The 20,748-nt window shown below is 33.4% G+C and carries 21 protein-coding genes; 11 read left to right on the forward strand and 10 right to left on the reverse strand.

Going from position 1 to position 20,748, the window contains the following annotated elements; all coding sequences use genetic code 11:
• Positions 1-178 precede the first annotated feature (178 nt).
• The 7 genes from ACEN2K_RS06010 (at position 179) to ACEN2K_RS06040 (ending at position 5,524) form a co-directional block, all read left to right on the forward strand.
• The gene (locus tag ACEN2K_RS06010) at positions 179-1,045 is read left to right on the forward strand and encodes a DUF808 domain-containing protein (protein WP_441758422.1); all 867 of its coding nucleotides are present in this window, start codon (positions 179-181) and stop codon (positions 1,043-1,045) included.
• 221 nt (positions 1,046-1,266) lie between these two features.
• Positions 1,267-2,607 carry a GAF domain-containing sensor histidine kinase gene (locus ACEN2K_RS06015; RefSeq protein WP_441758423.1) on the forward strand — a complete coding sequence of 447 codons (1,341 nt, stop codon included), beginning with the start codon at positions 1,267-1,269 and terminating at the stop codon, positions 2,605-2,607.
• Positions 2,608-2,756: 149 nt separating this feature from the next.
• The gene (locus tag ACEN2K_RS06020) at positions 2,757-3,209 is read left to right on the forward strand and encodes a DUF305 domain-containing protein (RefSeq protein WP_441758424.1); all 453 of its coding nucleotides are present in this window, start codon (positions 2,757-2,759) and stop codon (positions 3,207-3,209) included.
• A gap of 27 nt (positions 3,210-3,236) precedes the next feature.
• Positions 3,237-3,677 (forward strand): GNAT family N-acetyltransferase, encoded by a 441-nt coding sequence (locus tag ACEN2K_RS06025; RefSeq protein WP_441758425.1) that lies wholly within the window; start codon positions 3,237-3,239, stop codon positions 3,675-3,677.
• Between the two features lie 11 nt (positions 3,678-3,688).
• Positions 3,689-4,162, forward strand: a complete 474-nt coding sequence (locus ACEN2K_RS06030) for an SRPBCC family protein (protein ID WP_441758426.1) — start codon at positions 3,689-3,691, stop codon at positions 4,160-4,162.
• Positions 4,163-4,186: 24 nt separating this feature from the next.
• Complete coding sequence (locus ACEN2K_RS06035; protein WP_441758427.1) at positions 4,187-4,711, forward strand: GNAT family N-acetyltransferase; 525 nt, start codon at positions 4,187-4,189, stop codon at positions 4,709-4,711.
• A gap of 339 nt (positions 4,712-5,050) precedes the next feature.
• Positions 5,051-5,524 (forward strand): cupin domain-containing protein, encoded by a 474-nt coding sequence (locus ACEN2K_RS06040; protein WP_441758428.1) that lies wholly within the window; start codon positions 5,051-5,053, stop codon positions 5,522-5,524.
• Between the two features lie 139 nt (positions 5,525-5,663).
• On the opposite strand, the gene carB is transcribed toward ACEN2K_RS06040, so the two are convergent.
• Both carB and rpmH read right to left on the reverse strand, forming a co-directional pair.
• On the reverse strand, positions 5,664-8,516 hold the full coding sequence (gene carB / locus ACEN2K_RS06045; RefSeq protein ID WP_441758429.1) for a carbamoyl-phosphate synthase large subunit: 2,853 nt from the start codon (positions 8,514-8,516) through the stop codon (positions 5,664-5,666).
• 198 nt (positions 8,517-8,714) lie between these two features.
• Positions 8,715-8,876 (reverse strand): 50S ribosomal protein L34, encoded by a 162-nt coding sequence (rpmH, locus tag ACEN2K_RS06050; RefSeq protein ID WP_026706823.1) that lies wholly within the window; start codon positions 8,874-8,876, stop codon positions 8,715-8,717.
• A 164-nt stretch (positions 8,877-9,040) separates the two neighbouring features.
• Here rpmH and ACEN2K_RS06055 point away from each other — a divergent pair, with 164 nt between their 5' ends.
• The gene (locus tag ACEN2K_RS06055; protein ID WP_441758430.1) at positions 9,041-9,556 is read left to right on the forward strand and encodes a DUF2892 domain-containing protein; all 516 of its coding nucleotides are present in this window, start codon (positions 9,041-9,043) and stop codon (positions 9,554-9,556) included.
• Positions 9,557-9,683: 127 nt separating this feature from the next.
• Here the strand turns inward: ACEN2K_RS06055 and ACEN2K_RS06060 are convergent, their stop codons facing one another.
• The 3 genes from ACEN2K_RS06060 to ACEN2K_RS06070 are packed head-to-tail and all read right to left on the reverse strand — an operon-like array spanning position 9,684 to position 11,666.
• Complete coding sequence (locus ACEN2K_RS06060; protein WP_441758431.1) at positions 9,684-10,049, reverse strand: sulfite exporter TauE/SafE family protein; 366 nt, start codon at positions 10,047-10,049, stop codon at positions 9,684-9,686.
• 17 nt (positions 10,050-10,066) lie between these two features.
• Positions 10,067-10,963: a lytic transglycosylase domain-containing protein gene (locus ACEN2K_RS06065; RefSeq protein ID WP_441758432.1), complete on the reverse strand. Its 897-nt coding sequence runs from the start codon at positions 10,961-10,963 to the stop codon at positions 10,067-10,069.
• A gap of 22 nt (positions 10,964-10,985) precedes the next feature.
• Positions 10,986-11,666, reverse strand: a complete 681-nt coding sequence (locus tag ACEN2K_RS06070) for an alpha/beta hydrolase (protein ID WP_441758433.1) — start codon at positions 11,664-11,666, stop codon at positions 10,986-10,988.
• A gap of 568 nt (positions 11,667-12,234) precedes the next feature.
• Here ACEN2K_RS06070 and ACEN2K_RS06075 point away from each other — a divergent pair.
• Entirely contained in the window at positions 12,235-12,519 is a 285-nt protein-coding gene (locus ACEN2K_RS06075; protein ID WP_441758471.1) for a GNAT family N-acetyltransferase, read from the forward strand.
• A gap of 48 nt (positions 12,520-12,567) precedes the next feature.
• Here ACEN2K_RS06075 and ACEN2K_RS06080 read toward each other — a convergent pair whose 3' ends face one another.
• From ACEN2K_RS06080 to ACEN2K_RS06100, 5 genes are all read right to left on the reverse strand, one after another.
• On the reverse strand, positions 12,568-13,575 hold the full coding sequence (locus ACEN2K_RS06080; RefSeq protein ID WP_441758434.1) for a hypothetical protein: 1,008 nt from the start codon (positions 13,573-13,575) through the stop codon (positions 12,568-12,570).
• A gap of 207 nt (positions 13,576-13,782) precedes the next feature.
• Positions 13,783-15,417: an ABC-F family ATP-binding cassette domain-containing protein gene (locus ACEN2K_RS06085; RefSeq protein ID WP_441758435.1), complete on the reverse strand. Its 1,635-nt coding sequence runs from the start codon at positions 15,415-15,417 to the stop codon at positions 13,783-13,785.
• A gap of 168 nt (positions 15,418-15,585) precedes the next feature.
• Entirely contained in the window at positions 15,586-17,049 is a 1,464-nt protein-coding gene (locus ACEN2K_RS06090) for an alanine/glycine:cation symporter family protein (RefSeq protein ID WP_441758436.1), read from the reverse strand.
• Between the two features lie 320 nt (positions 17,050-17,369).
• Positions 17,370-18,545 (reverse strand): GlmU family protein, encoded by a 1,176-nt coding sequence (locus ACEN2K_RS06095; RefSeq protein WP_441758437.1) that lies wholly within the window; start codon positions 18,543-18,545, stop codon positions 17,370-17,372.
• A gap of 139 nt (positions 18,546-18,684) precedes the next feature.
• A complete protein-coding gene (locus ACEN2K_RS06100; protein WP_173836936.1) occupies positions 18,685-18,936 on the reverse strand; it encodes a type B 50S ribosomal protein L31 in 252 nt (83 codons plus the stop codon).
• 242 nt (positions 18,937-19,178) lie between these two features.
• Between ACEN2K_RS06100 and ACEN2K_RS06105 the strand changes: the two genes are divergently transcribed.
• Positions 19,179-19,712, forward strand: a complete 534-nt coding sequence (locus ACEN2K_RS06105) for a DUF4199 domain-containing protein (RefSeq protein WP_441758438.1) — start codon at positions 19,179-19,181, stop codon at positions 19,710-19,712.
• A 9-nt stretch (positions 19,713-19,721) separates the two neighbouring features.
• A complete protein-coding gene (locus ACEN2K_RS06110) occupies positions 19,722-20,678 on the forward strand; it encodes a glycosyltransferase family 2 protein (RefSeq protein ID WP_441758439.1) in 957 nt (318 codons plus the stop codon).
• Positions 20,679-20,748: the final 70 nt, after the last annotated feature.

Raw genomic sequence — 20,748 nt, forward strand, 5'->3', positions numbered from 1 at the left:
TTTTTTCTGAATGAAAAAATAATTTCCTAACAATCAATCACTTAAATGCCTGCTGATTTTCACACAAGCTTACTCCCTAGAAACACGAAGCAAAATTCCAATAACGAGAAAAAAATTTTGGCTATATTTGAAATAAAGAACAGCTTGTCGCAGTTCAAAAATTATAAAAAATTAAAAGATGGCCTCAGGAATTTTTGCATTATTAGATGATATCGCAGCTCTTATGGATGATGTTGCAGTAATGAGTAAAGTTGCTACTAAAAAAACAGCAGGAATATTAGGTGATGATTTAGCGGTTAATGCCGAAAAAGCTTCTGGTTTTGTTTCTTCAAGAGAAATTCCAGTTTTGTGGGCAATTACTAAAGGTTCTTTATTAAACAAATTAATCATACTTCCCTTCGCCTTTTTGCTAAGTGCTTTTGTTCCCTGGGCAATTACAATTATCCTATTATTAGGAGGTGTGTATTTAGCTTATGAAGGAGCCGAAAAAATATATGAATATCTCGTTCCACATTCTCATTCAGAAAAAGTATTAGAAAAAACTTCTTTAAGCAAAGAAGAAATTCTAGATTTAGAAAAAGGAAAAATAAAATCGGCTATTGTAACCGACTTTATTTTATCTGTAGAAATTGTAATCATCGCACTAGGTACCGTTTTAGGAAGCGCGCTTGTAAGCCAAATAATTGTAGTAACTTTCATTGCCTTTATAGCAACGGTAGGGGTTTACGGGATTGTGGCACTAATTGTTAGAATGGACGATTTAGGTATTGCACTTTTAAATCATAAAAACAAGCTGTCTCAAACTTTTGGAAAAATATTAATAAAAGCATTGCCTCTTGTAATCAAAGGCTTAGCCATCATTGGAACTATAGCCCTTATTTTAGTTTCGGGAGGGATATTTGTTCATAATATAGAATTCTTGCACCACTTTATGGATACATTTCCTTCAATTGTAGGAGAGTTTATTATTGGAATCATAGTAGGACTACTTGCGTTTGGACTCGTAGCTATCTTTAAGTTATTATGGAAAAAAATAAAAAATTAGGTTAAACTTTATTACAGTATGGTATTGCAACAATTTTAATACTACTTTCTTTTACTTCATAAAAAAATGGTGTCCTTTTCCAAACCAAGGCATCGCTGTATTTTTGTAAATTTTACGAAGGCAAAAAGTCCTCTCTTTCTAACTTTCTAAAAGTTATTCCTAAAGAAACCTTCTTGTTAAAATATATATTTTTTTTTATTTTTATACCAAATTAGATTGTAATGGCGGAATTAGAAGAGCATTTTAAACAAGACCTTTCCAACATCGGAATGATTAATATTATTCCCAATTTACTTGATGTTATCTGTCAAACGACAGGAATGGGTTTTGCTGCAGTTGCTAGAGTTACAGAAAAAAGATGGATAACGTGTAGCGTTCATGACGCTATTAATTTTGGTATAACAGCTGGGGATGAATTAGCGATCAAGACTACTCTATGCAACGAGGTAAGAGAATTAAGCCATGCCATTGTAATTGATCATGTAGCTAACGACCCAAAATACAGTAAACACCATTGTCCCGCTATGTATGGTTTTCAAAGCTATATATCTGTTCCTATAATGCGTCGTGACGGAAGCTTTTTTGGAACACTTTGCGCCATTGACCCCAATCCAAATTCGCTAAACAATTTTAAAGTGAAAGAAATGTTTAGCATGTTTGCCGAATTGATTTCCTTTCATTTAGATGCTTTAGAAAAAGTAACTATTAGTGAATCTACACTTTTAGAAGAGCGGGAACAACATAAAAAAATTGAAAATAACCAAAAAAACATTAATCATTCTTTAGAGAATAAGATTAAAGAAAATAATGATGAGCTAAGTGAAAAGAATATTTCTTTAGAAAAACTGAGCAAAGAATTAGATGCATTTGCTTATATATCAAGTCATGACCTTCAGGAACCATTGAGAAAAATCCAGATGCTGACTAGTATTATTGAAAAAGATGAATACAATAACCTGAGTGAAAAAGGAAGACATAATTTTAGTCGTATACGCAACTCAGCAGAAAGAATGCAAAATTTAATTAATGATTTGCTGACCTATTCCAGAACTAAAATTGATATTTCCCGATTAGAATCAGTAAGTCTTTCTAAAATTATCAACGACATACAAATTGATTTAAAAGATGATATTAATAAAAGTGGCGCCGTTATTCAAACAGAGGCTTTATGCAATCTGAAAGTCATTGAATTTCAATTCAAACAATTATTTTTCAATCTCATTAGTAATTCTTTAAAATTTATAAACTCTGATACGCCCCCGATTATAAAAATTAAAGCACAAACTGCAGCAAGTTCTTATTTTAATGAAGACAAGCTTGGAGAAGCAACACAGTATTGCCATATCTCGTATACGGATAACGGTATAGGGTTTGAACAAAAATACAGTGAAAAAATATTTGAGCTTTTTCAATCATTACACGATAAAGAAAAATTTACAGGAACTGGGATTGGTTTAACTATCGTTAAAAAAATCGTGGCTAATCACCATGGTCATATTACCGTGCAAGCAGCGGTAAATAAAGGAACTTCTTTTTCAATATACATTCCTATAGAGGATTAAAACAGTAATAAAATATCTTTATTTTAGGTTGTTCACAATGACAATCACAATATATATTTTTTTACACCACTGTTAAATGCAGTGCTATTTTATGCTGAACACTGTAAGAGTTACAGACCGTTATTATCATTAATCTAAATTTTAAAAAAATGAAAAAAAGCAATTATTCAAAATTTGCTGCAATGCTTATTATCTCGTTTATAATCATGTATGCCGTAATGTTTTTAAATATTTACGAAGTTGATCACTTCTATTTGAGTTTAACAAGAACATATATGACGTTGTTGATGGTTTCACCCATGGCTATCCTAATGCTCGTCATGATGCCAATGATGTATAAAAATAAACGTAAAAATAGTATCATCATGATTTCTAGTATAACGGTTTTTATAGTATCGTTGTTTTTCTTAAGAAATCAAGTACCTATAGGAGATGAACAGTATATGAAAGCGATGATTCCTCACCATTCATCAGCAATATTAGTAAGTGAAAATGCTGATTTGAAAGATCCGGAAGTAAAGAAACTATCCGAAGATATTATAAAAGCACAGAAAGAAGAAATTGCAAAAATGAAAGCGATGTTAGATCGTCTTGAAAAATAATCTTCTCTACCAATAACAAAATAAAAAATGATTTCAATAGCATTAATTGATACGAGCAGCAGCTATTATCCCGCAGAGCAGGAATTACGAAATTCGGTGTTGTTACGTCCAATAGGAATTGCCGACCATGCATGGGAAATGCATGATGAAAAAGCATGGCACTTTGTAGCACTAGAGAACAGTACCGTTATTGGTTGCGTGGTTCTTGTACCATTAGATGCTGAGAAAACTAAAACGCAATTAATGCAAATGGCTGTACAAACTGATCAACAAGGAAAAGGAGTTGGAAAATTGCTAGTCAAAGAACTACTCTCGTTTTCGCGAGTAAACGGAATAAAAGAAGTAGCTTGCCACGCTAGAGACACAGCGGTTCCTTTCTATTTGAACTTGGGTTTTGAAATTTATGATGATGCCTTTGTAGAAGTAGGCATTCAGCATTATCATATGAGAATTATACTTGACAAATAAAAAACAACTTTATGCATACTGAAAAGAATGCTTTCGCTGAAGCAGCGATGCTCATTAGAAAACCCGTAGCAACAGTATTTGAGGCCTTTATCAATCCAGAGCTAACAACTAAATTTTGGTTTACCAAAGCATCAGGAACATTAGAGGAAGGAAAAACGGTCGATTGGACTTGGGAAATGTACGGCAACCATACGGTAACTATTAAAGTTCTTTCTTTAATACCAAACCAAAGTATTTTGATTCAATGGGGGGATGATGAAAAAGCTATTGCTGAATGGGAATTTGAAGAATTAGGCGACTCTAAAACTTTTGTTACCATCACATATAACGGCATAGCAGGAAGTATGGATGAACAAAATGCTCAAATTAGAGATACTACTGAAGGATTTACTTTAGTTTTAGCCGGATTAAAAGCCTTTTTAGAACACAATGTCCTTTTAAACCTTGTTGCTGATCGTTTTCCTGTAGAAATGACAGCAGAATAAAATCACGTAATAATTACAGTAAATTTGAACCCAACCACATATACTATCAGAAATGCCCATCCAAATGATTTTAAAGCGATTGGACAATTATTAGTGACCGTCTATTCTCAACTGCCAGGATTTCCTAGTATTCAAGAGCAACCGAATTATTACAAAATGCTAGAAAACATTGGCGATCTTGCACAAAATCCACAAACCGAACTTTTAGTGGCGCTGTCAGCAAATGGTGAGATAGCAGGAGCTGTGGTCTATATTAATGACATGGCACAATATGGTTCCGGAGGAACAGCGACTCAAGAAAAAAATGCTGCTGGTTTTCGTTTATTAGCCGTAAATCCAAAGTGGAGAGGCGGGGGAATTGGCACAGTGCTAACGCATAGCTGCATTGAAAAAGCAAAAGCGAATAACAATAAGCAACTCATTATTCATTCTACCAATGCGATGAAAATAGCATGGAAGATGTATGAAAAACTAGGGTTTAAAAGATCCGAAGATTTAGATTTTATGCAAGGGGAATTGGAAGTTTTTGGATTTCGTCTTGCACTATAGTACATTTTAGATAATAAAATACTAATTGAAAGTCAAGTCTAACTTTGTCTATTTTATAGATTAAAAATTGATTAAGTAGGAAGCTACTATTTAAAAGTCCCCAATTCGGGACTTTTTTTTATTGCTGTATGGAATTACTTTGTAATAAAATAATTAATCATTTACACCCAATTTTAAATTTGAGTATATTTGAGAATAGTTAATCTTTGGCTTTTTAACTAGTTCCTACACAATTATTGGGGTATAGGTTTTATAAAGACCGCATCATATCTATTATAAATTTAATAAAAACCTGTTCGGATTACATAATTTCATTATAATAACATTAAACAAACACTCATGAAATATTTAGTTTTATTTATCATCAGTCTCTCACCATTATTTTCAAATGCACAGCAAACAGTAAAAAATGTAAAATCTTACCTCGAAGAAGGCATTAAAGCACCTAACAATCATCATACTGGCGATGCTTGGCTTAATTTTTTAGTTGAAGCTGACGCTGACTTTAATCAAAACATTACTCAAGCAAACTTTAGTCCAAACTCCATATTAGATTGGCACAAACACTCAACTGCGCAAATAATTATTGTAGTTGATGGAAAAGGATATTATCAAGAAAAAGGTCAAAAACCAATTGTAATAAAAAAAGGGGATGTGATTAAATGTCAAAAGGACACGGAACACTGGCATACTTCTTCAAAAAATAGTGCTGTGTCCTATATAGCAATATATGGACCTCAACCTACAATTTGGACCGAAAAGATATCTCCAGAATACTATGCTGAAATAGCTAAACAGTTAGGCGATTTATAAGTTACATAATAATAGCTATAAGTAAATATTTGTTAGCGCCTAATTATAAAATTCCAGTATGATTTGCAAATTGATGACTGCTACTACTAAAAATTAAAAAAGCCCCGATTGGGGCTTTTTCAATATCAGTATTCAAATATTATTTACTTAAATACATTTTTCTTCTAGAGTACAACTCGTAGAATTGATCGTCTTTTAAGTCATCAATAAACAAAATGCTTTCTCCAGTTGATTTCATCTCTGGTCCTAAAGCTTTGTTTACATTATGGAACTTACTAAAAGAGAAAACAGGTTGCTTAATGGCATATCCTTTCAACTGCGGGTTAAAAGTAAAGTCGGTTACTTTATTATGACCTAACATAACTTTAGTAGCGTAGTTTACATAAGGTTCTCCATACGCTTTTGCAATAAACGGTACCGTACGTGAAGCTCTTGGATTTGCTTCAATGATGAATACTGTATCATCTTTGATTGCAAACTGGATGTTGATTAAACCAACTGTTTTCAATGCCAAGGCTATTTTCTTAGTATGGTCTTTTATTTGTTGCATTACAAATTCTCCTAAGTTAAAAGGCGGTAATGTAGCATTACTATCTCCAGAGTGCACTCCGCATGGCTCAATGTGCTCCATAATTCCTATGATATACACATTTTCTCCATCACAAATAGCATCTGCCTCTGCTTCAATCGCACCATCAAGATAGTGGTCTAAAAGCAATTTATTACCCGGAATTGTCTTTAAAAGATTCACGACATGCTCTTCTAACTCTTGCTTGTTAATTACAATTTTCATTCCTTGACCACCTAATACATAAGAAGGTCTAATTAATAAAGGGAAATCCAGTGTATCAGCTAATTCTGAAGCCTCATCTGCCGTTTCTGCAATTCCAAATTTTGGAAAAGGAATGTTCAATTCTGTTAACAATTCAGAAAAACGTCCTCTATCTTCAGCTAAATCTAAGGCATCAAAGCTTGTCCCTATAATTTTCACACCATATTTAGACAATTTCTCTGCTAGTTTCAGTGCGGTTTGCCCACCTAGTTGTACAATTACACCTTCTGGCTTTTCATGTTTAATAATGTCATAAATATGTTCCCAGAAAACAGGTTCAAAATACAATTTGTCAGCAGTATCAAAGTCGGTTGACACCGTTTCAGGATTACAGTTAATCATGATAGTTTCATAACCACATTCTTTAGCTGCAAGTACTCCGTGTACACAAGAGTAATCAAACTCAATTCCTTGTCCAATTCTATTTGGGCCTGACCCAAGTACAATTATTTTATTTTTATCTGTAACAATACTTTCATTCTCAACATAACGAGTTCCATCAGCTTTCTCAATTTCAGCCTCAAAAGTTGAATAGTAATAAGGAGTTTTAGCTTTGAACTCTGCCGCACAAGTATCTACCAGTTTAAACACACGGTTGATATTCATATCCGTACGCAACGTATGCACTTGACTTTCTAAACAGCCTACCATGTGTGCAATTTGTCTATCAGCAAAGCCTTTTTGTTTTGCTTCGAGCAAAAGCTCTTTAGGTAAGTTGTCTATTTTATAGTTGGAAATTTCTTTTTCTAATGTATATAATTCTTCATACTGTTTTAAGAACCACATGTCAATTTTAGTGATTTCATGGATACGGCTTAATGGAATTCCCATCGCAATCGCATCATAAATTACAAAAACACGATCCCAACTTGCAAAAGTTAGTTTCTCAATAATTTGTTCGTAGTTTTTATAACCTTTTCCATCCGCTCCTAAACCATTTCTTTTGATTTCTAGAGACTGTGTCGCTTTATGAAGTGCTTCTTGGAAAGAACGTCCAATTCCCATTACCTCACCTACTGATTTCATTTGAAGTCCTAGGGTTCTATCAGCACCTTCAAATTTATCAAAGTTCCAACGCGGTATTTTTACAATTACATAATCTAATGTTGGTTCAAAAAGAGCCGAAGTAGATTTAGTAATTTGGTTTTGTAATTCATCTAAATTGTATCCTAAAGCTAATTTAGAAGCAATTTTGGCAATTGGATACCCAGTTGCTTTTGAAGCCAATGCAGAAGAACGAGACACACGAGGATTGATTTCGATCGCTACAATATCTTCTTTTTCATCTGGAGAAACTGCAAATTGTACGTTACAACCTCCAGCAAAGTTTCCGATGCTTCTCATCATCAAAATAGCATAATCACGCATCTTTTGAAAAGTTTTATCAGATAGTGTCATTGCTGGCGCTACTGTAATCGAATCTCCAGTATGAATTCCCATTGGGTCCATATTTTCGATAGAACAAATGATAACTACATTGTCGTTCTTATCTCTTAATAGTTCTAATTCGTATTCTTTCCATCCCATTAAAGCCTTATCTATCAGAACCTCATGAATTGGAGACGCTTCTAATCCTCTGGTTAAAAGTTCGTCAAAATCTTCTTTTTCATAGACGATAGCCGCTCCAGTTCCTCCAAGGGTAAAGGAAGGGCGAATTACTAATGGGAAACCATACTCTTGAGCAATTTCTTTTCCTCTAAGGTAAGAAGTACAAATTTCTGCTGGTGCAGCTGGCACTCCTATTTTCTTTAAAAGTTGTTTGAACTGCTCTCTGTCTTCAGTAATATTTATGGCATTAACATCAACCCCAATCAATTTTACTCCAAAATCTTCCCAAATACCTTTTTCTTCAGCCTCTAGACATAAGTTTAGCGCTGTTTGTCCTCCCATTGTTGGTAAAACAGCATCAATTTGTGGATGTGCTTTAAGGATTTCAATAATTGATTTAGTCGTTAAAGGTTTTAAGTAAATATGATCGGCCATAGAAGGGTCGGTCATAATTGTTGCAGGGTTTGAATTTATCAAAATAACTTCAATTCCTTCTTCACGAATAGAACGTGCCGATTGTGAACCTGCATAATCAAATTCGCAAGCTTGACCAATAACAATAGGTCCTGAGCCTATTATTAATACTGATTTTATGGATGTGTCTTTTGGCATTTTTTTGTAATTATTGTGTAGTTTGTTGTTGTAATTTTAATCTCGATTATTAAACTGACCTTCCTTGTTGTAAAAGGCAGTGGTATTTATTTGTTATAAAAATCAAGTTTTGCTCTTAAAAAAAAAATAATTTAACGACAAGGTATAAAAAAAGGCGATACTAAAAAAAGTAACGCCTTATTTATGTTTATACAAACATTATTTTTTGTGTCTTGGGTCACAAGAAACAGTCAGTTTATGTCTTCCTTTAGCTCTTCTTCTAGCAAGAACTTTTCTTCCATTCGCAGAAGCCATTCTGTCCATAAATCCGTGCTTATTTCTTCTTTTTCTTTTCGATGGTTGAAACGTTCTTTTGCTCATTGCTTTGTATCTTTAAATCTTATTTATATGTCTTCTTATTTTTGAATAACTGTTATCCTAAAACCGAGTGCAAATATACAAAGACTTTTTTTCCTCGCAAGTAGTTTTATAAAAATATTTTTAATTCCTTTTACTATCTTTGCAATCTTAAATTAATACATACTATGTTTCACAAGAATATCAAACTTATTATCGCGGGTCTTATCACTATTACTAGCATTTGGCAATTTACAGAAAACAATATAGGTAACGGAATTTTCCTATTATTATTGACTGCTATACCCATTTTCTTGTATTTCAAAAATGAATTCATCTTGCTTGCTTTCTTAAAGTTAAGAAAACAAGACTTTGAAGGAGCTAAAAAATGGTTGGCTTACATTAAAAACCCAGACACTGCCTTAGTAAAAAAGCAACAAGGATACTTTAATTACCTGCACGGAATCATGTTATCACAAACAAACATCAACCAAGCAGAGAAATATTTCAAGAAAGCGATCGAATTAGGATTGTCTATGGATATGGATCTAGCTGTAGCTAAATTAAACCTTGCAGGTGTTGCTATGTCAAGAAGAAGAAAACTAGAAGCAACTACGTTATTGAATGAAGCTAAAAGATTAGACAAACAAGGCATGCTGAAAGAGCAAATCGTAATGATGAAAGATCAGATGAAAAAAATATAAGTAAAAAGAGCAAAATGAATTTATTTTGCTCTTTTTTTTTATAACTGATAGTCTAAAACATACTGGCCCTTTATTAAGCCACAGCGTTTTCATTTATTGTTAATAGTGATGATAAATTTTCAGGGGGTCATTTCTCAAAAAAGAGAAATCCGCCAATAATCAGAAGAACAACTGCAAATATCTTCTTTAAAATTTTCTGGTCTACATGAATAGCTAAATTGCTCCCAAAGTAACCGCCCACTACAAAGACTAACGAAATAACAATGGCAAACCGCCAGTCGATATACCCCGCCTTATGATAATTTAATACCGCTAGTAAAGTTACTGGAGGCAATAAGGCTGCTAAACTGGTACCCTGAGCTTGTTGTTGTGTAAACCCCATTAATAGTAATAGAGGAACCATAATAATACCTCCACCTATTCCAATCAAACCACTTAAAACACCCGCAGTTAAACCAATTAGTACTAAGAAAACTATAGTTTGAAAAGTCATTTTCATATCATTTAAAATTAATATCCACTTAGAGGGATTTCTATAATGTATTTTTTATTGTCTGGATTCTCTAATTTTTTATCTCTAAGCCATGGATTATGTATTTTTAAAATTTTATAATTTATTCCTTGTGATTTTGCAAAACTAGCCCAATCAGTCACTGTACTATCCACTTCCATTTTCCTTGTTGGAATCAATTCATACAGCTCTTCCTTTTTTAATTCAAATCCAAACTTAGCAGGATTTTTCATAATTTCTTTCAATGCCAAAATTCTAAAAACATAGCGAGAAGTTTCCTCTGTCAATAACAAGTCATAGTAATTAGATTCTTTTTGAATGTCCAGCTGTTTATTAACGCCGCCCATACCACCATTATAAGATGCTGCAGCCAAAGTCCAAGAACCAAACTTAGCTTTGGCACTTAAAAAATAACTACATGCTGCTTGGGTAGCCTTTTCTAAATGATAACGTTCATCAACAAAATCATTGACTTCCATACCTCTTTCCTTAGCTGTTTCTGGCATAAATTGCCAAACTCCTCTTGCACCTGCACTAGATACAGCGTTAACTAAACCGCTTTCTATTACTGCTAAATATTTAAAATCATCTGGTACACCGTTTTTCTTAAGAATAGGCTCAATAACAGGAAACGCTCTATTGGCTCTTTTAATAGCCAAGATAGTGGAAGCATGCAAATTGATATTGACAATAAGCTCTCTATCCAAACGTTCTCTAACATCTGAAATTTTCAAAGGCACCTCTTCTCCTGCAAAATCCATCTTTAATGGGAAATAAGCCGTACTTTCTTCCTGCAACAACTCCTTTTTAGAATCACTACCATTAGTCGCAAAAATCATAAATCCACTTGCTATCATCACTGTTACAATTATGCATATCTTTTCAATACTTTTCATTTTTCTCTGTTTTTAGATATTATCATTGTTGTACTAGAACTTCTTTTCCTTTGATTATCTCGGGTAAATGTGCATTTAACCACTTGTATTTATTGAGGATCATAATATGCGTTCCTCCTGCTACCACAATACAATCTTTAATGTATTTTATAGGAAAAACGTCATCTAAACTCCCATGGATATGAATCACATTCTTATCAACCACTGTTCTATCCCACAAAATCACTTTTTCTATAGCCCACTCCAGATAACCAATGTCACGTACTGAAAGAAATTTTTCATACAACTTGAGCCGTTGATTGACCTTTTCTCCAAAAGAAAATTTAGCTAAGTTTTCCATATTCAATAGCAACTTCATAGGAAGCAACTTATACGCCTTAGTGGTCTTGGCAATTTTCATCCTTCTAGGCAGTTCTAGATTACTTTTGACACTAGAGATGATGATAATTTTACTCGCCTTGACGTAAGCCGCCATCTCCTGCACTAATATTCCCCCAAAAGAAACCCCTATTAAAACTGGATTCTTATGTGTGATTTTTTGAGCCATTCGTTCTGCATAGGCTGTTAACGATTCTTTAGCCAAAGGTATTTCCCATTCTAACAGATGCATTTCAAATTCTTCTTGATCTAATGCAATCCTTTCAAATATTAAGGTGCTTGCAGCCAAGCCTGGCATGAAATAAACATGTATTTTATCGCTCATTCTTATTTACTATTTTACCAACGCAGCTTGTAGTAAGCCTCGGGAATTTCTATAAAATTAATTTTTTTTAGTCAAACCTTCCCTACACTCGCTATTATATTAGCATTAAATTATAATTTAATCCAGAGTGGCCTCACTGCTGGAACACACGTATCCACAATAAGAATGCTACTGAAAATGGAATCTAAATGAGATAGACCAAATAATCATTTGATATTGATAATCAAATCGATACCTTTGTAATCATTGTTTCAGATGAAGATATAAATGACGGAAATAGTTTTGAACTTTTCGAAATATCATTTTTCCATTTAAAACCCTTCGAAAGCTTTGTGACCTGCACATCTAGTACGATTACCTATTAACAGTACTATTCTACTAAAAACTGAAACAAAGAGACCTAACTTAACTGAAAAACCATGTTGCTTCATTGCAATTAAACTATAAGAAAAATGGAATCAAAATCCATCAGTCATTGTTGTTGAATTTATTCAACACTATAAACTATGAGCATTATTTATTACACAAACAATTCATTTAAATAAACCGTATGGAACGATCTATCACCATGGAAATTAAAGACAATACTTTTGCAAGACAGTTTGAAACTACCGTCGAAGAAGGGTTAGTTTCAGTAGAATATTCTTTTCAAGAAAAAAAGATATTTTTGACAAAAATCAATACGCCTGATCAATTTGAAAATGAGGAGTTTATTTCTCTTTTACTTTCAGAAATTATGGCAATTGCTATTGAAAGAAAATTCAAAGTAGTACCTATACTACCAAAAATTGTTGTTTTTTTCAAAAAGAATCCAGAGTACAAAGAATTACTTCCTCCAGGAATTCGATTATAGAAATAGTGGCTGCATCTAGTAACGATCCAGCCACTATTTTTTTATACTTTAATCACGCTTTACGCCTCTCCTATTTTCAGTTGCATTTCCAGAGCGTCGCGCTGGTGCCGCTTGCTGTGCTTTGCCAGGATCTTTTGTTCGAGTAGCCCCACTTCTATTTGCAGGTACTGACCTTCTATCTTGATTTTGTCTAGGAGTTAGTGTTCTTGTTGGATTCGTATTTCTTCGAATGGGTGCTGCTGGCCTTTTGTATGTCCTTCCTTCATATGTATTTCGATAAGCAGGACTAAGTCGGTTTTTATAAACATACTGCGATGTGGTTCTTCTTTTTAAATAATAGGAATAATGAATGGGGTAACGCACAAAAATAGTTCTGTGGTAATACGGACTTTTGTAATAGTGATTGTGTAATTTCCAGTAATTATAATAACGAACTGGAGCCCAAGGTCGCCAGTAAAAAGGATAATATCCCCAGTACCAAGAAGAAAAATAAACAGAAAACGAAGGGGAATACAAATAAGCCACTATTGGCCAAGAATTAACATAGACCACATTGTTCAAGTACACATTAGTAGTATCATAATCGTCCCCAATGTAGCCTGGATTGATGGTCTCAGAGTAAGATTGACCACTAGAAGGCTCAATTACATAATCTTGTCCGTACAGCGCCTCATCCCCTATTAGCTGTACAATGACTTTTCCCAACTTATTCTTAGTTACTTCAATTACGGCTACATCCTGGTACTCTTCACTATTCAAAGCTACACGAAGCACTATTGTATGGTAATTGCCTTCGTTGAAACTGTAGACCGCTATATAATCTACCTGATTATCATTATTTAAATCTAAGTTATTAATGTTGTTTTCCTTTTTATTGATTGCCCTTTCAAAATCTTCTAAAGTTCTAGAATGCTGAAAAATATCTAACACAGCATATAAGTTTAGATTATCACCAGGCAATCCTAGCGCAACTGGCTCTTCGTTTATTTGTGTAGACTGAGAGAATCCAAACAAACTAAAAAGCAAAACCCCTAAGTAAAAAACTGATTTCCTCATGATTCCTTAATTATTTCATTACCACTAACTTAAACTACAAGTTACGAAAAAACAAAATTAAAACATTGAAAACCAACAACATAAATAGAAGAAATTAAAACGAAGATAGTTTAATACGCAAAATCTTATAAACGAAAAAAGCATGTAGAATAACTACATGCCTTTTCAATACTTTCTATATCAAATTTTTAAAAAAGTTTTTATTTTTTACTTTTCTATTTCTCTCATACTTTCCATTTTCTTGTTAGCCAAGAAACCAGTAATATCTTCAAAATGCTCTACGACACGTTTGTTTCCAAACTCAAAAACTTTAGTTGCTAATCCGTCTAAGAAATCCCTATCATGAGAAACCAAGATTAAAGTTCCTTCAAAATCACGAAGCGCTTCTTTAATAATATCTTTAGTTTTCATATCCAAGTGATTAGAAGGCTCATCCAGAATCAATAAGTTTACCGGTTCTAACAATAATTTAATCATTGCTAAACGCGTTTTCTCTCCACCTGAAAGCACTTTTACTTTTTTAGTCACGTCATCGCCGTGAAACATAAACGCACCTAAAATATCTTTAATTTTCGTTCGAACATCACCAACAGCAATATCATCAATCGTTTCAAAAATAGTTGCATTTTCATCTAATAATGCAGCTTGATTTTGTGCGAAATACCCAATTTGTGAATTATGGCCTATTTCTAGACTTCCGCTATCAATGCCTATTTCTTTCATGATGGCTTTAATCATCGTCGATTTTCCTTCCCCATTCTTACCAACAAAGGCTACTTTCTGCCCTCTTTCAATAACAATGTTAGCATCTTTAAAAACGACATGCTCACCGTAAGATTTTCCTAAATCCTTTACGATTACTGGATATTGACCTGAACGAGCAGCTGCAGGAAACTTTAATTTTAATGCTGACGTATCTACTTCGTCCACTTGCACAATAACTAACTTTTCTAACATTTTCACACGAGATTGAACTGCATCTGTTTTCGAAAACGTTCCTTTAAAGCGATCAATAAACGTTCTATTATCAGCAATCATACGTTGTTGTTCATCATATGCTTTTTGCTGGTGCATACGACGGTCTTTTCTCAATTCTAAATAGTGAGAGTACTTTGCTTTATAATCATAAATACGCCCCATAGTCACTTCTATAGTTCGGTTTGTAATATTATCCACAAAAGCCCTATCATGCGATATAACGACAACCGCTTTAGCTGAATTTATCAAAAAATCTTCTAACCACTGAATACTTTCAATATCCATGTGATTTGTAGGCTCATCTAAAAGGATTAAATCAGGCTTTTGCAAAAGAATTTTAGCTAATTCAATACGCATTCTCCATCCTCCAGAAAATTCAGACGTTTGCCTACTAAAATCTTCTCTAAGGAATCCCAAACCTGTTAATATCTTTTCAACTTCAGCCTCATAATTAACTTCTTCTATAGCATAGAATTTCTCACTTAAATCAGAAACTCTTTCGATTAATTTCATGTAAGCATCACTTTCATAATCTGTACGAATAGTCAGTTGCTCATTAATTTCATCAATTTCAGCCTTCATACTAAAGATTTCACCAAAAGCTTTTGATGTTTCTTCCATAACCGTTGCACCATCTGTCGTTAACAAATGTTGAGGCAAGTAAGCAACTACAGCATCCTTGGGAGCCGAAATATTTCCTGTTGATGGTTTACTTTGTCCTGCAATTATCTTAAGTAGCGTTGATTTTCCTGCTCCATTTTTACCCATTAGGGCAATTTTATCATTTTCATTTATTGCAAAAGAAACATCGCTAAATAGCGTAGTACCACCAAACTGGACTGAAATATCGTTAACTGTAATCATTATATAATTGATTTGTAAATTTGGTTACCCACTACTGGACAACCAAGTAAATTTTTAAAAGTGCAAAGATAACTTAATTAAGTAATTTGTAATTATAAAAATGAAAGCTTCTAGAAACAGTTTTAATTGTCTCTAGAAGCTTTCCAGTTATTATCATTTATATGAAGCCTAAACTTCTTTATGTTTTGCTATTGTATTCCAAATGTGTGCATTTTTAACACCTATATCTTCTGGGTCAAAAACAGGATCTTTACCTTCCTTCTTCTGCCTTTCATAATCTTTAAGTGCCAGTAGTGCGGGTTTTTGAAGTAAAATAATAGCGATAATATTGAACCATGCCATTAAACCAACTCCTAAATCACCAATATCCCAAGCTAATTTTGCTTGATTGATCGATCCATACATAATAACTAGCATCATTACTACTTTTAAAATGTGATTATAGATTGGTGATGTAAAGTTTCTCGTTAAATAAGAGATATTTGTTTCAGCAATATAATAGTATGCCAAAATCGTAGTAAAGGCAAAGAAAAATAAAGCAATGGCCACAAAGTACGAACCAAAACCTGGAAACACACTATCCATAGCACTTTGAGTAAATCCTGGCCCTACAGAAACATTTTGTGCACCGTTATATAAAAATTCTGATGCTCCTCCTGTTCCGAAAGCAGGATTTTGCACATTATATTTACCAGTGATTAACAACATAAATCCAGTTGCTGAACATACTAGTAAAGTATCAATATAAACAGAGAAAGACTGAACTAAACCTTGCTTAGTAGGATGCGAAACATTAGCAGCTGCAGCAATATGCGGCGCAGTTCCTTGACCTGCTTCATTAGAGTAAATTCCTCTTTTAACCCCCCATTGGATTGCTAATCCAAAGACAGCTCCAAAACCAGCTTCCATATTAAAGGCGCTTTTGAAAACTAATGATATAACTCCTGGAAGTTGATCAAAATCTATCGCTATAATTACTAATACAATTAAAATATAACCAATAGCCATTATAGGCACTACAAATTCAGTAAACTTTGCAATCCTTTTAACTCCACCAAAAACGATAGCACCAAAAATGATAGCAACCATAGTTCCTGAAATCCATGTATCCAATTGAAAAGCATTTTGAATACCATCTGCAACCGAATTTGCCTGTACCCCTGGCAGCAACAATCCAGCAGAAATTACGGAAACAATGGCAAACAAGATTCCAAACCATTTAACCCCTAATCCTCTCTCAATATAAAATGCGGGACCTCCACGAAATTGTCCTAAATGTTTTTCTTTATAAATTTGAGCCAGTGTAGCTTCTATGAATGCTGTACTAGCACCTAAGAAAGCCACCATCCACATCCAAAACATGGCACCTGGTCCACCAAAAGCAATTGCTGTTGCGACACCCGCTATATTTCCTGTTCCTACCCTTCCTGCTAAAGACATCGCTAACGCCTGAAAAGAGGAAACTCCAGACTCAGAACTTTTACCATCAAATAACAATCGGAACATCTCTCTGATATGACGCACTTGTAAAAAACGTGTTCGAATAGTAAAATAAAGCCCCGTCCCTAAACATAAAACGATTAATGCATTACTCCAAACAATATCATTTAACACTCCAACAATCTCTTCCATAAAAAAATTTTACATTAATAATTATTAAAAAATCAGCAAAAGCTGCGCTTTGTAACTAATTTTTTATAAAACTATAACATATGGGGAAAAAAAACTAGTCTATGACCATTTAAAATATATTAAATCTATAAAAAGATGTAAAAAACTATCTTACAAATACAGCTTTAATTTGTGTTAACAATATAATTTTAAGGAAATTACCGAATTATTAAAACAAAATATCCAAAAACAATAAAAAAGCACATAAAAAAACTGCCACATTGAAGTAATGTGGCAGTTATACTATTTATTAGCTAAATTAAAAACAGAACAAGTGGTCACTACTCTTTTCTCCATTTTTTAGTCTCCTCAAAAACATGAGACAGTATTGCTGCTTCCTTTTCATCAAATTCAATATTTCTACGACTCATCACTATTCGAGCTGTTTCAAAAGCTTTTTTAGTAATGTAAGTAGAAAAACCTGAGGCACCACCCCAAGAAAAACTAGGCACAAAATTACGTGGAAATCCACTACCAAAAATATTAGCACTAACTCCTATTACCGTACCAGTGTTAAACATGGTGTTGATTCCACATTTACTATGATCTCCCATCATCAAACCACAAAATTGAAGTCCTGTTTTAGCAAAACCTTCCGTTTCATAACTCCACAATTTCACTTCTTCATAGTTGTTTTTAAGATTTGAGTTATTACTATCGGCTCCTATATTGCACCACTCCCCTAAAACAGAATTTCCTAAAAACCCATCGTGTCCTTTATTTGAATTACTAAAAACAACAGAGTTATTAATTTCTCCACCTACTTTTGAATTGGGACCAATCGTTGTAGGCCCATATATTTTAGCCATCATCTTAACAACAGCTCCTTCACACAACGCAAAAGGTCCTCGAATAACCGAACCCTCCATTATTTCAGCATCTTTACCTATATATATAGGACCTGTCGAAGCATTTAAAGTTACAAAAGACAGTTTTGCTCCCTCTTCAATAAATACATTTTCTGCTCCTATTACATTAACTGTAGCAGGAATGTGTTGTGATTTCCTATCTTCTGTTAAGTAAGCAAAGTCTTCTCTTATTGCAGCATCATTCTTTGAAAAAATATCCCAAGTGTTATTTACCATAATACACTCCTCATCATATTCAATTACTTCATAAGAATCAAAATCCACTTCTTCTTGATCTTCATTTGTAAAAAAAGCAACTACTTCTTCCCCTTTAAATATAACTTGATTAGAAGATAAATTACTAACCATTTCGGCTAATACAGGGTTGGGAAGAATCGAAGCGTTGATCATTACGTTTTCCTCCATCTCAACCATTGGGAACTTGTCAGATAAATACTCCTCAGTTAATGTTGTAGTCGTAGAACCTAGATACAGTTCCCATTTTTGACGAATAGTCATGATACCAATTAGAATATCCGCTACCGGACGTGTAAAAGTAAAAGGCAATAAAGCATTTCGAGAAGGGCCATCAAAAAGGATGTAATTCATTTTATAAAGTTTTAAAGGGTCAAAGTTACAAAGTTTTTATTTGTTTCTTGAAGAAGTTTGACCGCTATGAGTTCATTTTAATGCAATAAAAAAGCCCTCCGAAGTGGAAGGCTTTACTATAATTGAAAACAAGTTAAAATTATTTAACGTGTTTAGCGTATTTAGTTTTGAACTTGTCAATACGTCCTGCAGTATCGATAAGTTTGTTTTTACCTGTGTAAAAAGGGTGAGAAGTTCTAGAAATCTCCATTTTTACAACTGGATATTCAACACCATCAACTTCAATTGTTTCTTTTGTATCTGCTGTAGATTTAGTGATAAAAACTTCGTCATTAGACATGTCTTTAAAAGCAACTAATCTGTAATTCTCTGGGTGTACACCTTTTTTCATCTTGTAATTCTTTTTATTGTTTGGCTATAAATCCTTTTGAAGCTTTCCCTTTAACCGGAAAGGTATAAATTCATTATAACTTTTTGTTTTTAAACTGTTATTTTGAGTCTGCAAATTTACAATTATTTTTCAATAAACAATTCCCTGAATCATTTTTTTTATAAAATAGTAAAAAATGTTTTTTATCCATCATTATAGTGGGAATTACTATATTTGTGGATTAATCTTAAAACTAATCAACTATGGTAAATGAAATTGTTAAGAAAAACGGAGTAAGTTATGGTATTATAACTGGTGTAGTATCAATTCTAATTACTACTTCACTGTACGTTATAGACATAGAATTATTTACTTCCATGTGGACAGGTTTTGTTAGTATTGCTATCTTTTTAATCATCGGTATCATGTTGTTAAGCAAAACAAAGAAAGATTTAAATGGTCAATTATCATTTAAAGAGGCCTTTACCACTTACTTTATTTCGGCTGTGATTGGAATTTTGATTTCTGTAGCTTTCAATATCATTTTGTTTAATTTTATTGACCCCTCTGCAAAAGACATTATTAGAGATAACTCTATTAAATATATGGTAAAAACTATGGAGAAATTTAATGCTCCTGCATCAGCCATCAATGAAGCAATTACAAAACTTAAAGAAACAGACCAATTTTCTATTGTAGAGCAGCTTAAAGGATCTATTTTCAGCATACTTTTCAGCGCTATACTTGGTTTAATTTTGGCTGCCTTCTTTAAAAGCAAACCATCATCAAGAGAATAATTTAAATCAATGAATTTATCCATATTAATACCGCTTCTTAACGAAGAGGAATCTCTCCAAGAATTATACACTTGGATTATTAAAGTAATGCAAGCCAATAATTACACCTATGAGGTCATCTTCCTTGATGACGGCAGTAGCGATAATTCTTGGTCTATAATCAGTCAGTTTGCTGCCGAAAATCCAAATGTTAAAGGGATTCGGTTTATGAGAAACTTTGGAAAATCACAAGCATTACATGCTGGATTTGCTAAAGCACAAGGTGATGTTATCATCACAATGGACGCTGATTTACAAGATAGCCCTGAAGAAATTCCAGGGCTTTACAATATGATTACTACTGAAAATTACGATTTAGTTTCCGGATGGAAAAAGAAACGATACGATTCAGTGGTAGCAAAAAACTTACCGTCTAAATTGTTTAACTGGGCTGCAAGAAAAACTTCTGGCGTTCAATTAAATGATTTTAATTGTGGTTTAAAAGCCTATAAAAACATTGTGGTGAAAAATGTAGAAGTATCTGGTGAAATGCACCGTTACATCCCCGTTTTGGCTAAGAATGCTGGTTTTGGAAAAATTGGTGAAAAAGTAGTGCAACACCAAGCACGAAAATACGGAGAGACAAAATTTGGAATGGAACGTTTTATCAATGGTTTTCTAGACTTAATTACCATTTGGTTCTTATCCCGATTTGGAAAAAGACCGATGCATTTATTTGGCGCCATGGGATCACTGATGTTCATCATTGGTTTTCTTCTTGCCGCTTATATTGGTATTTTAAAATTATACCATATGTATAACAATATGCGTTATAGCTTAGTTACTGACAACCCATGGTTTTATATCGCATTAACCACTATGGTACTGGGAACACAATTGTTTTTGGCTGGCTTTTTAGGCGAAATTATTTTACGTACTAAAAACAACGAAGAGCGCTATAAAATTTCAAGCGAACTTAATTTATAACAATGGCTATTCCTGATAGCAGGGACATCTTAATTTTAAAAATAAAAAAGATAGAACAAAAAGCAGGGCA

The sequence above is a fragment of the Flavobacterium sp. W21_SRS_FM3 genome (assembly GCF_052113625.1).
Taxonomy (GTDB): domain Bacteria; phylum Bacteroidota; class Bacteroidia; order Flavobacteriales; family Flavobacteriaceae; genus Flavobacterium.

Bases quoted from the DNA above. Each gene is read 5' to 3' on its own strand.
- ACEN2K_RS06060 (WP_441758431.1), bottom strand. From the start codon at position 10,049: ATGACTTTTCAAACTATAGTTTTCTTAGTACTAATTGGTTTAACTGCG.
- ACEN2K_RS06095 (WP_441758437.1), bottom strand. From the start codon at position 18,545: ATGAATTACATCCTTTTTGATGGCCCTTCTCGAAATGCTTTATTGCCT.
- ACEN2K_RS06020 (WP_441758424.1), top strand. From the start codon at position 2,757: ATGAAAAAAAGCAATTATTCAAAATTTGCTGCAATGCTTATTATCTCG.
- ACEN2K_RS06070 (WP_441758433.1), bottom strand. From the start codon at position 11,666: ATGAGCGATAAAATACATGTTTATTTCATGCCAGGCTTGGCTGCAAGC.
- rpmH (WP_026706823.1), bottom strand. From the start codon at position 8,876: ATGAGCAAAAGAACGTTTCAACCATCGAAAAGAAAAAGAAGAAATAAG.
- ACEN2K_RS06105 (WP_441758438.1), top strand. From the start codon at position 19,179: ATGGTAAATGAAATTGTTAAGAAAAACGGAGTAAGTTATGGTATTATA.
- ACEN2K_RS06090 (WP_441758436.1), bottom strand. From the start codon at position 17,049: ATGGAAGAGATTGTTGGAGTGTTAAATGATATTGTTTGGAGTAATGCA.
- ACEN2K_RS06010 (WP_441758422.1), top strand. From the start codon at position 179: ATGGCCTCAGGAATTTTTGCATTATTAGATGATATCGCAGCTCTTATG.
- ACEN2K_RS06065 (WP_441758432.1), bottom strand. From the start codon at position 10,963: ATGAAAAGTATTGAAAAGATATGCATAATTGTAACAGTGATGATAGCA.
- ACEN2K_RS06055 (WP_441758430.1), top strand. From the start codon at position 9,041: ATGTTTCACAAGAATATCAAACTTATTATCGCGGGTCTTATCACTATT.
- ACEN2K_RS06015 (WP_441758423.1), top strand. From the start codon at position 1,267: ATGGCGGAATTAGAAGAGCATTTTAAACAAGACCTTTCCAACATCGGA.
- ACEN2K_RS06075 (WP_441758471.1), top strand. From the start codon at position 12,235: ATGGAAATTAAAGACAATACTTTTGCAAGACAGTTTGAAACTACCGTC.
- carB (WP_441758429.1), bottom strand. From the start codon at position 8,516: ATGCCAAAAGACACATCCATAAAATCAGTATTAATAATAGGCTCAGGA.
- ACEN2K_RS06025 (WP_441758425.1), top strand. From the start codon at position 3,237: ATGATTTCAATAGCATTAATTGATACGAGCAGCAGCTATTATCCCGCA.
- ACEN2K_RS06080 (WP_441758434.1), bottom strand. From the start codon at position 13,575: ATGAGGAAATCAGTTTTTTACTTAGGGGTTTTGCTTTTTAGTTTGTTT.
- ACEN2K_RS06040 (WP_441758428.1), top strand. From the start codon at position 5,051: ATGAAATATTTAGTTTTATTTATCATCAGTCTCTCACCATTATTTTCA.
- ACEN2K_RS06110 (WP_441758439.1), top strand. From the start codon at position 19,722: ATGAATTTATCCATATTAATACCGCTTCTTAACGAAGAGGAATCTCTC.
- ACEN2K_RS06085 (WP_441758435.1), bottom strand. From the start codon at position 15,417: ATGATTACAGTTAACGATATTTCAGTCCAGTTTGGTGGTACTACGCTA.
- ACEN2K_RS06030 (WP_441758426.1), top strand. From the start codon at position 3,689: ATGCATACTGAAAAGAATGCTTTCGCTGAAGCAGCGATGCTCATTAGA.
- ACEN2K_RS06100 (WP_173836936.1), bottom strand. From the start codon at position 18,936: ATGAAAAAAGGTGTACACCCAGAGAATTACAGATTAGTTGCTTTTAAA.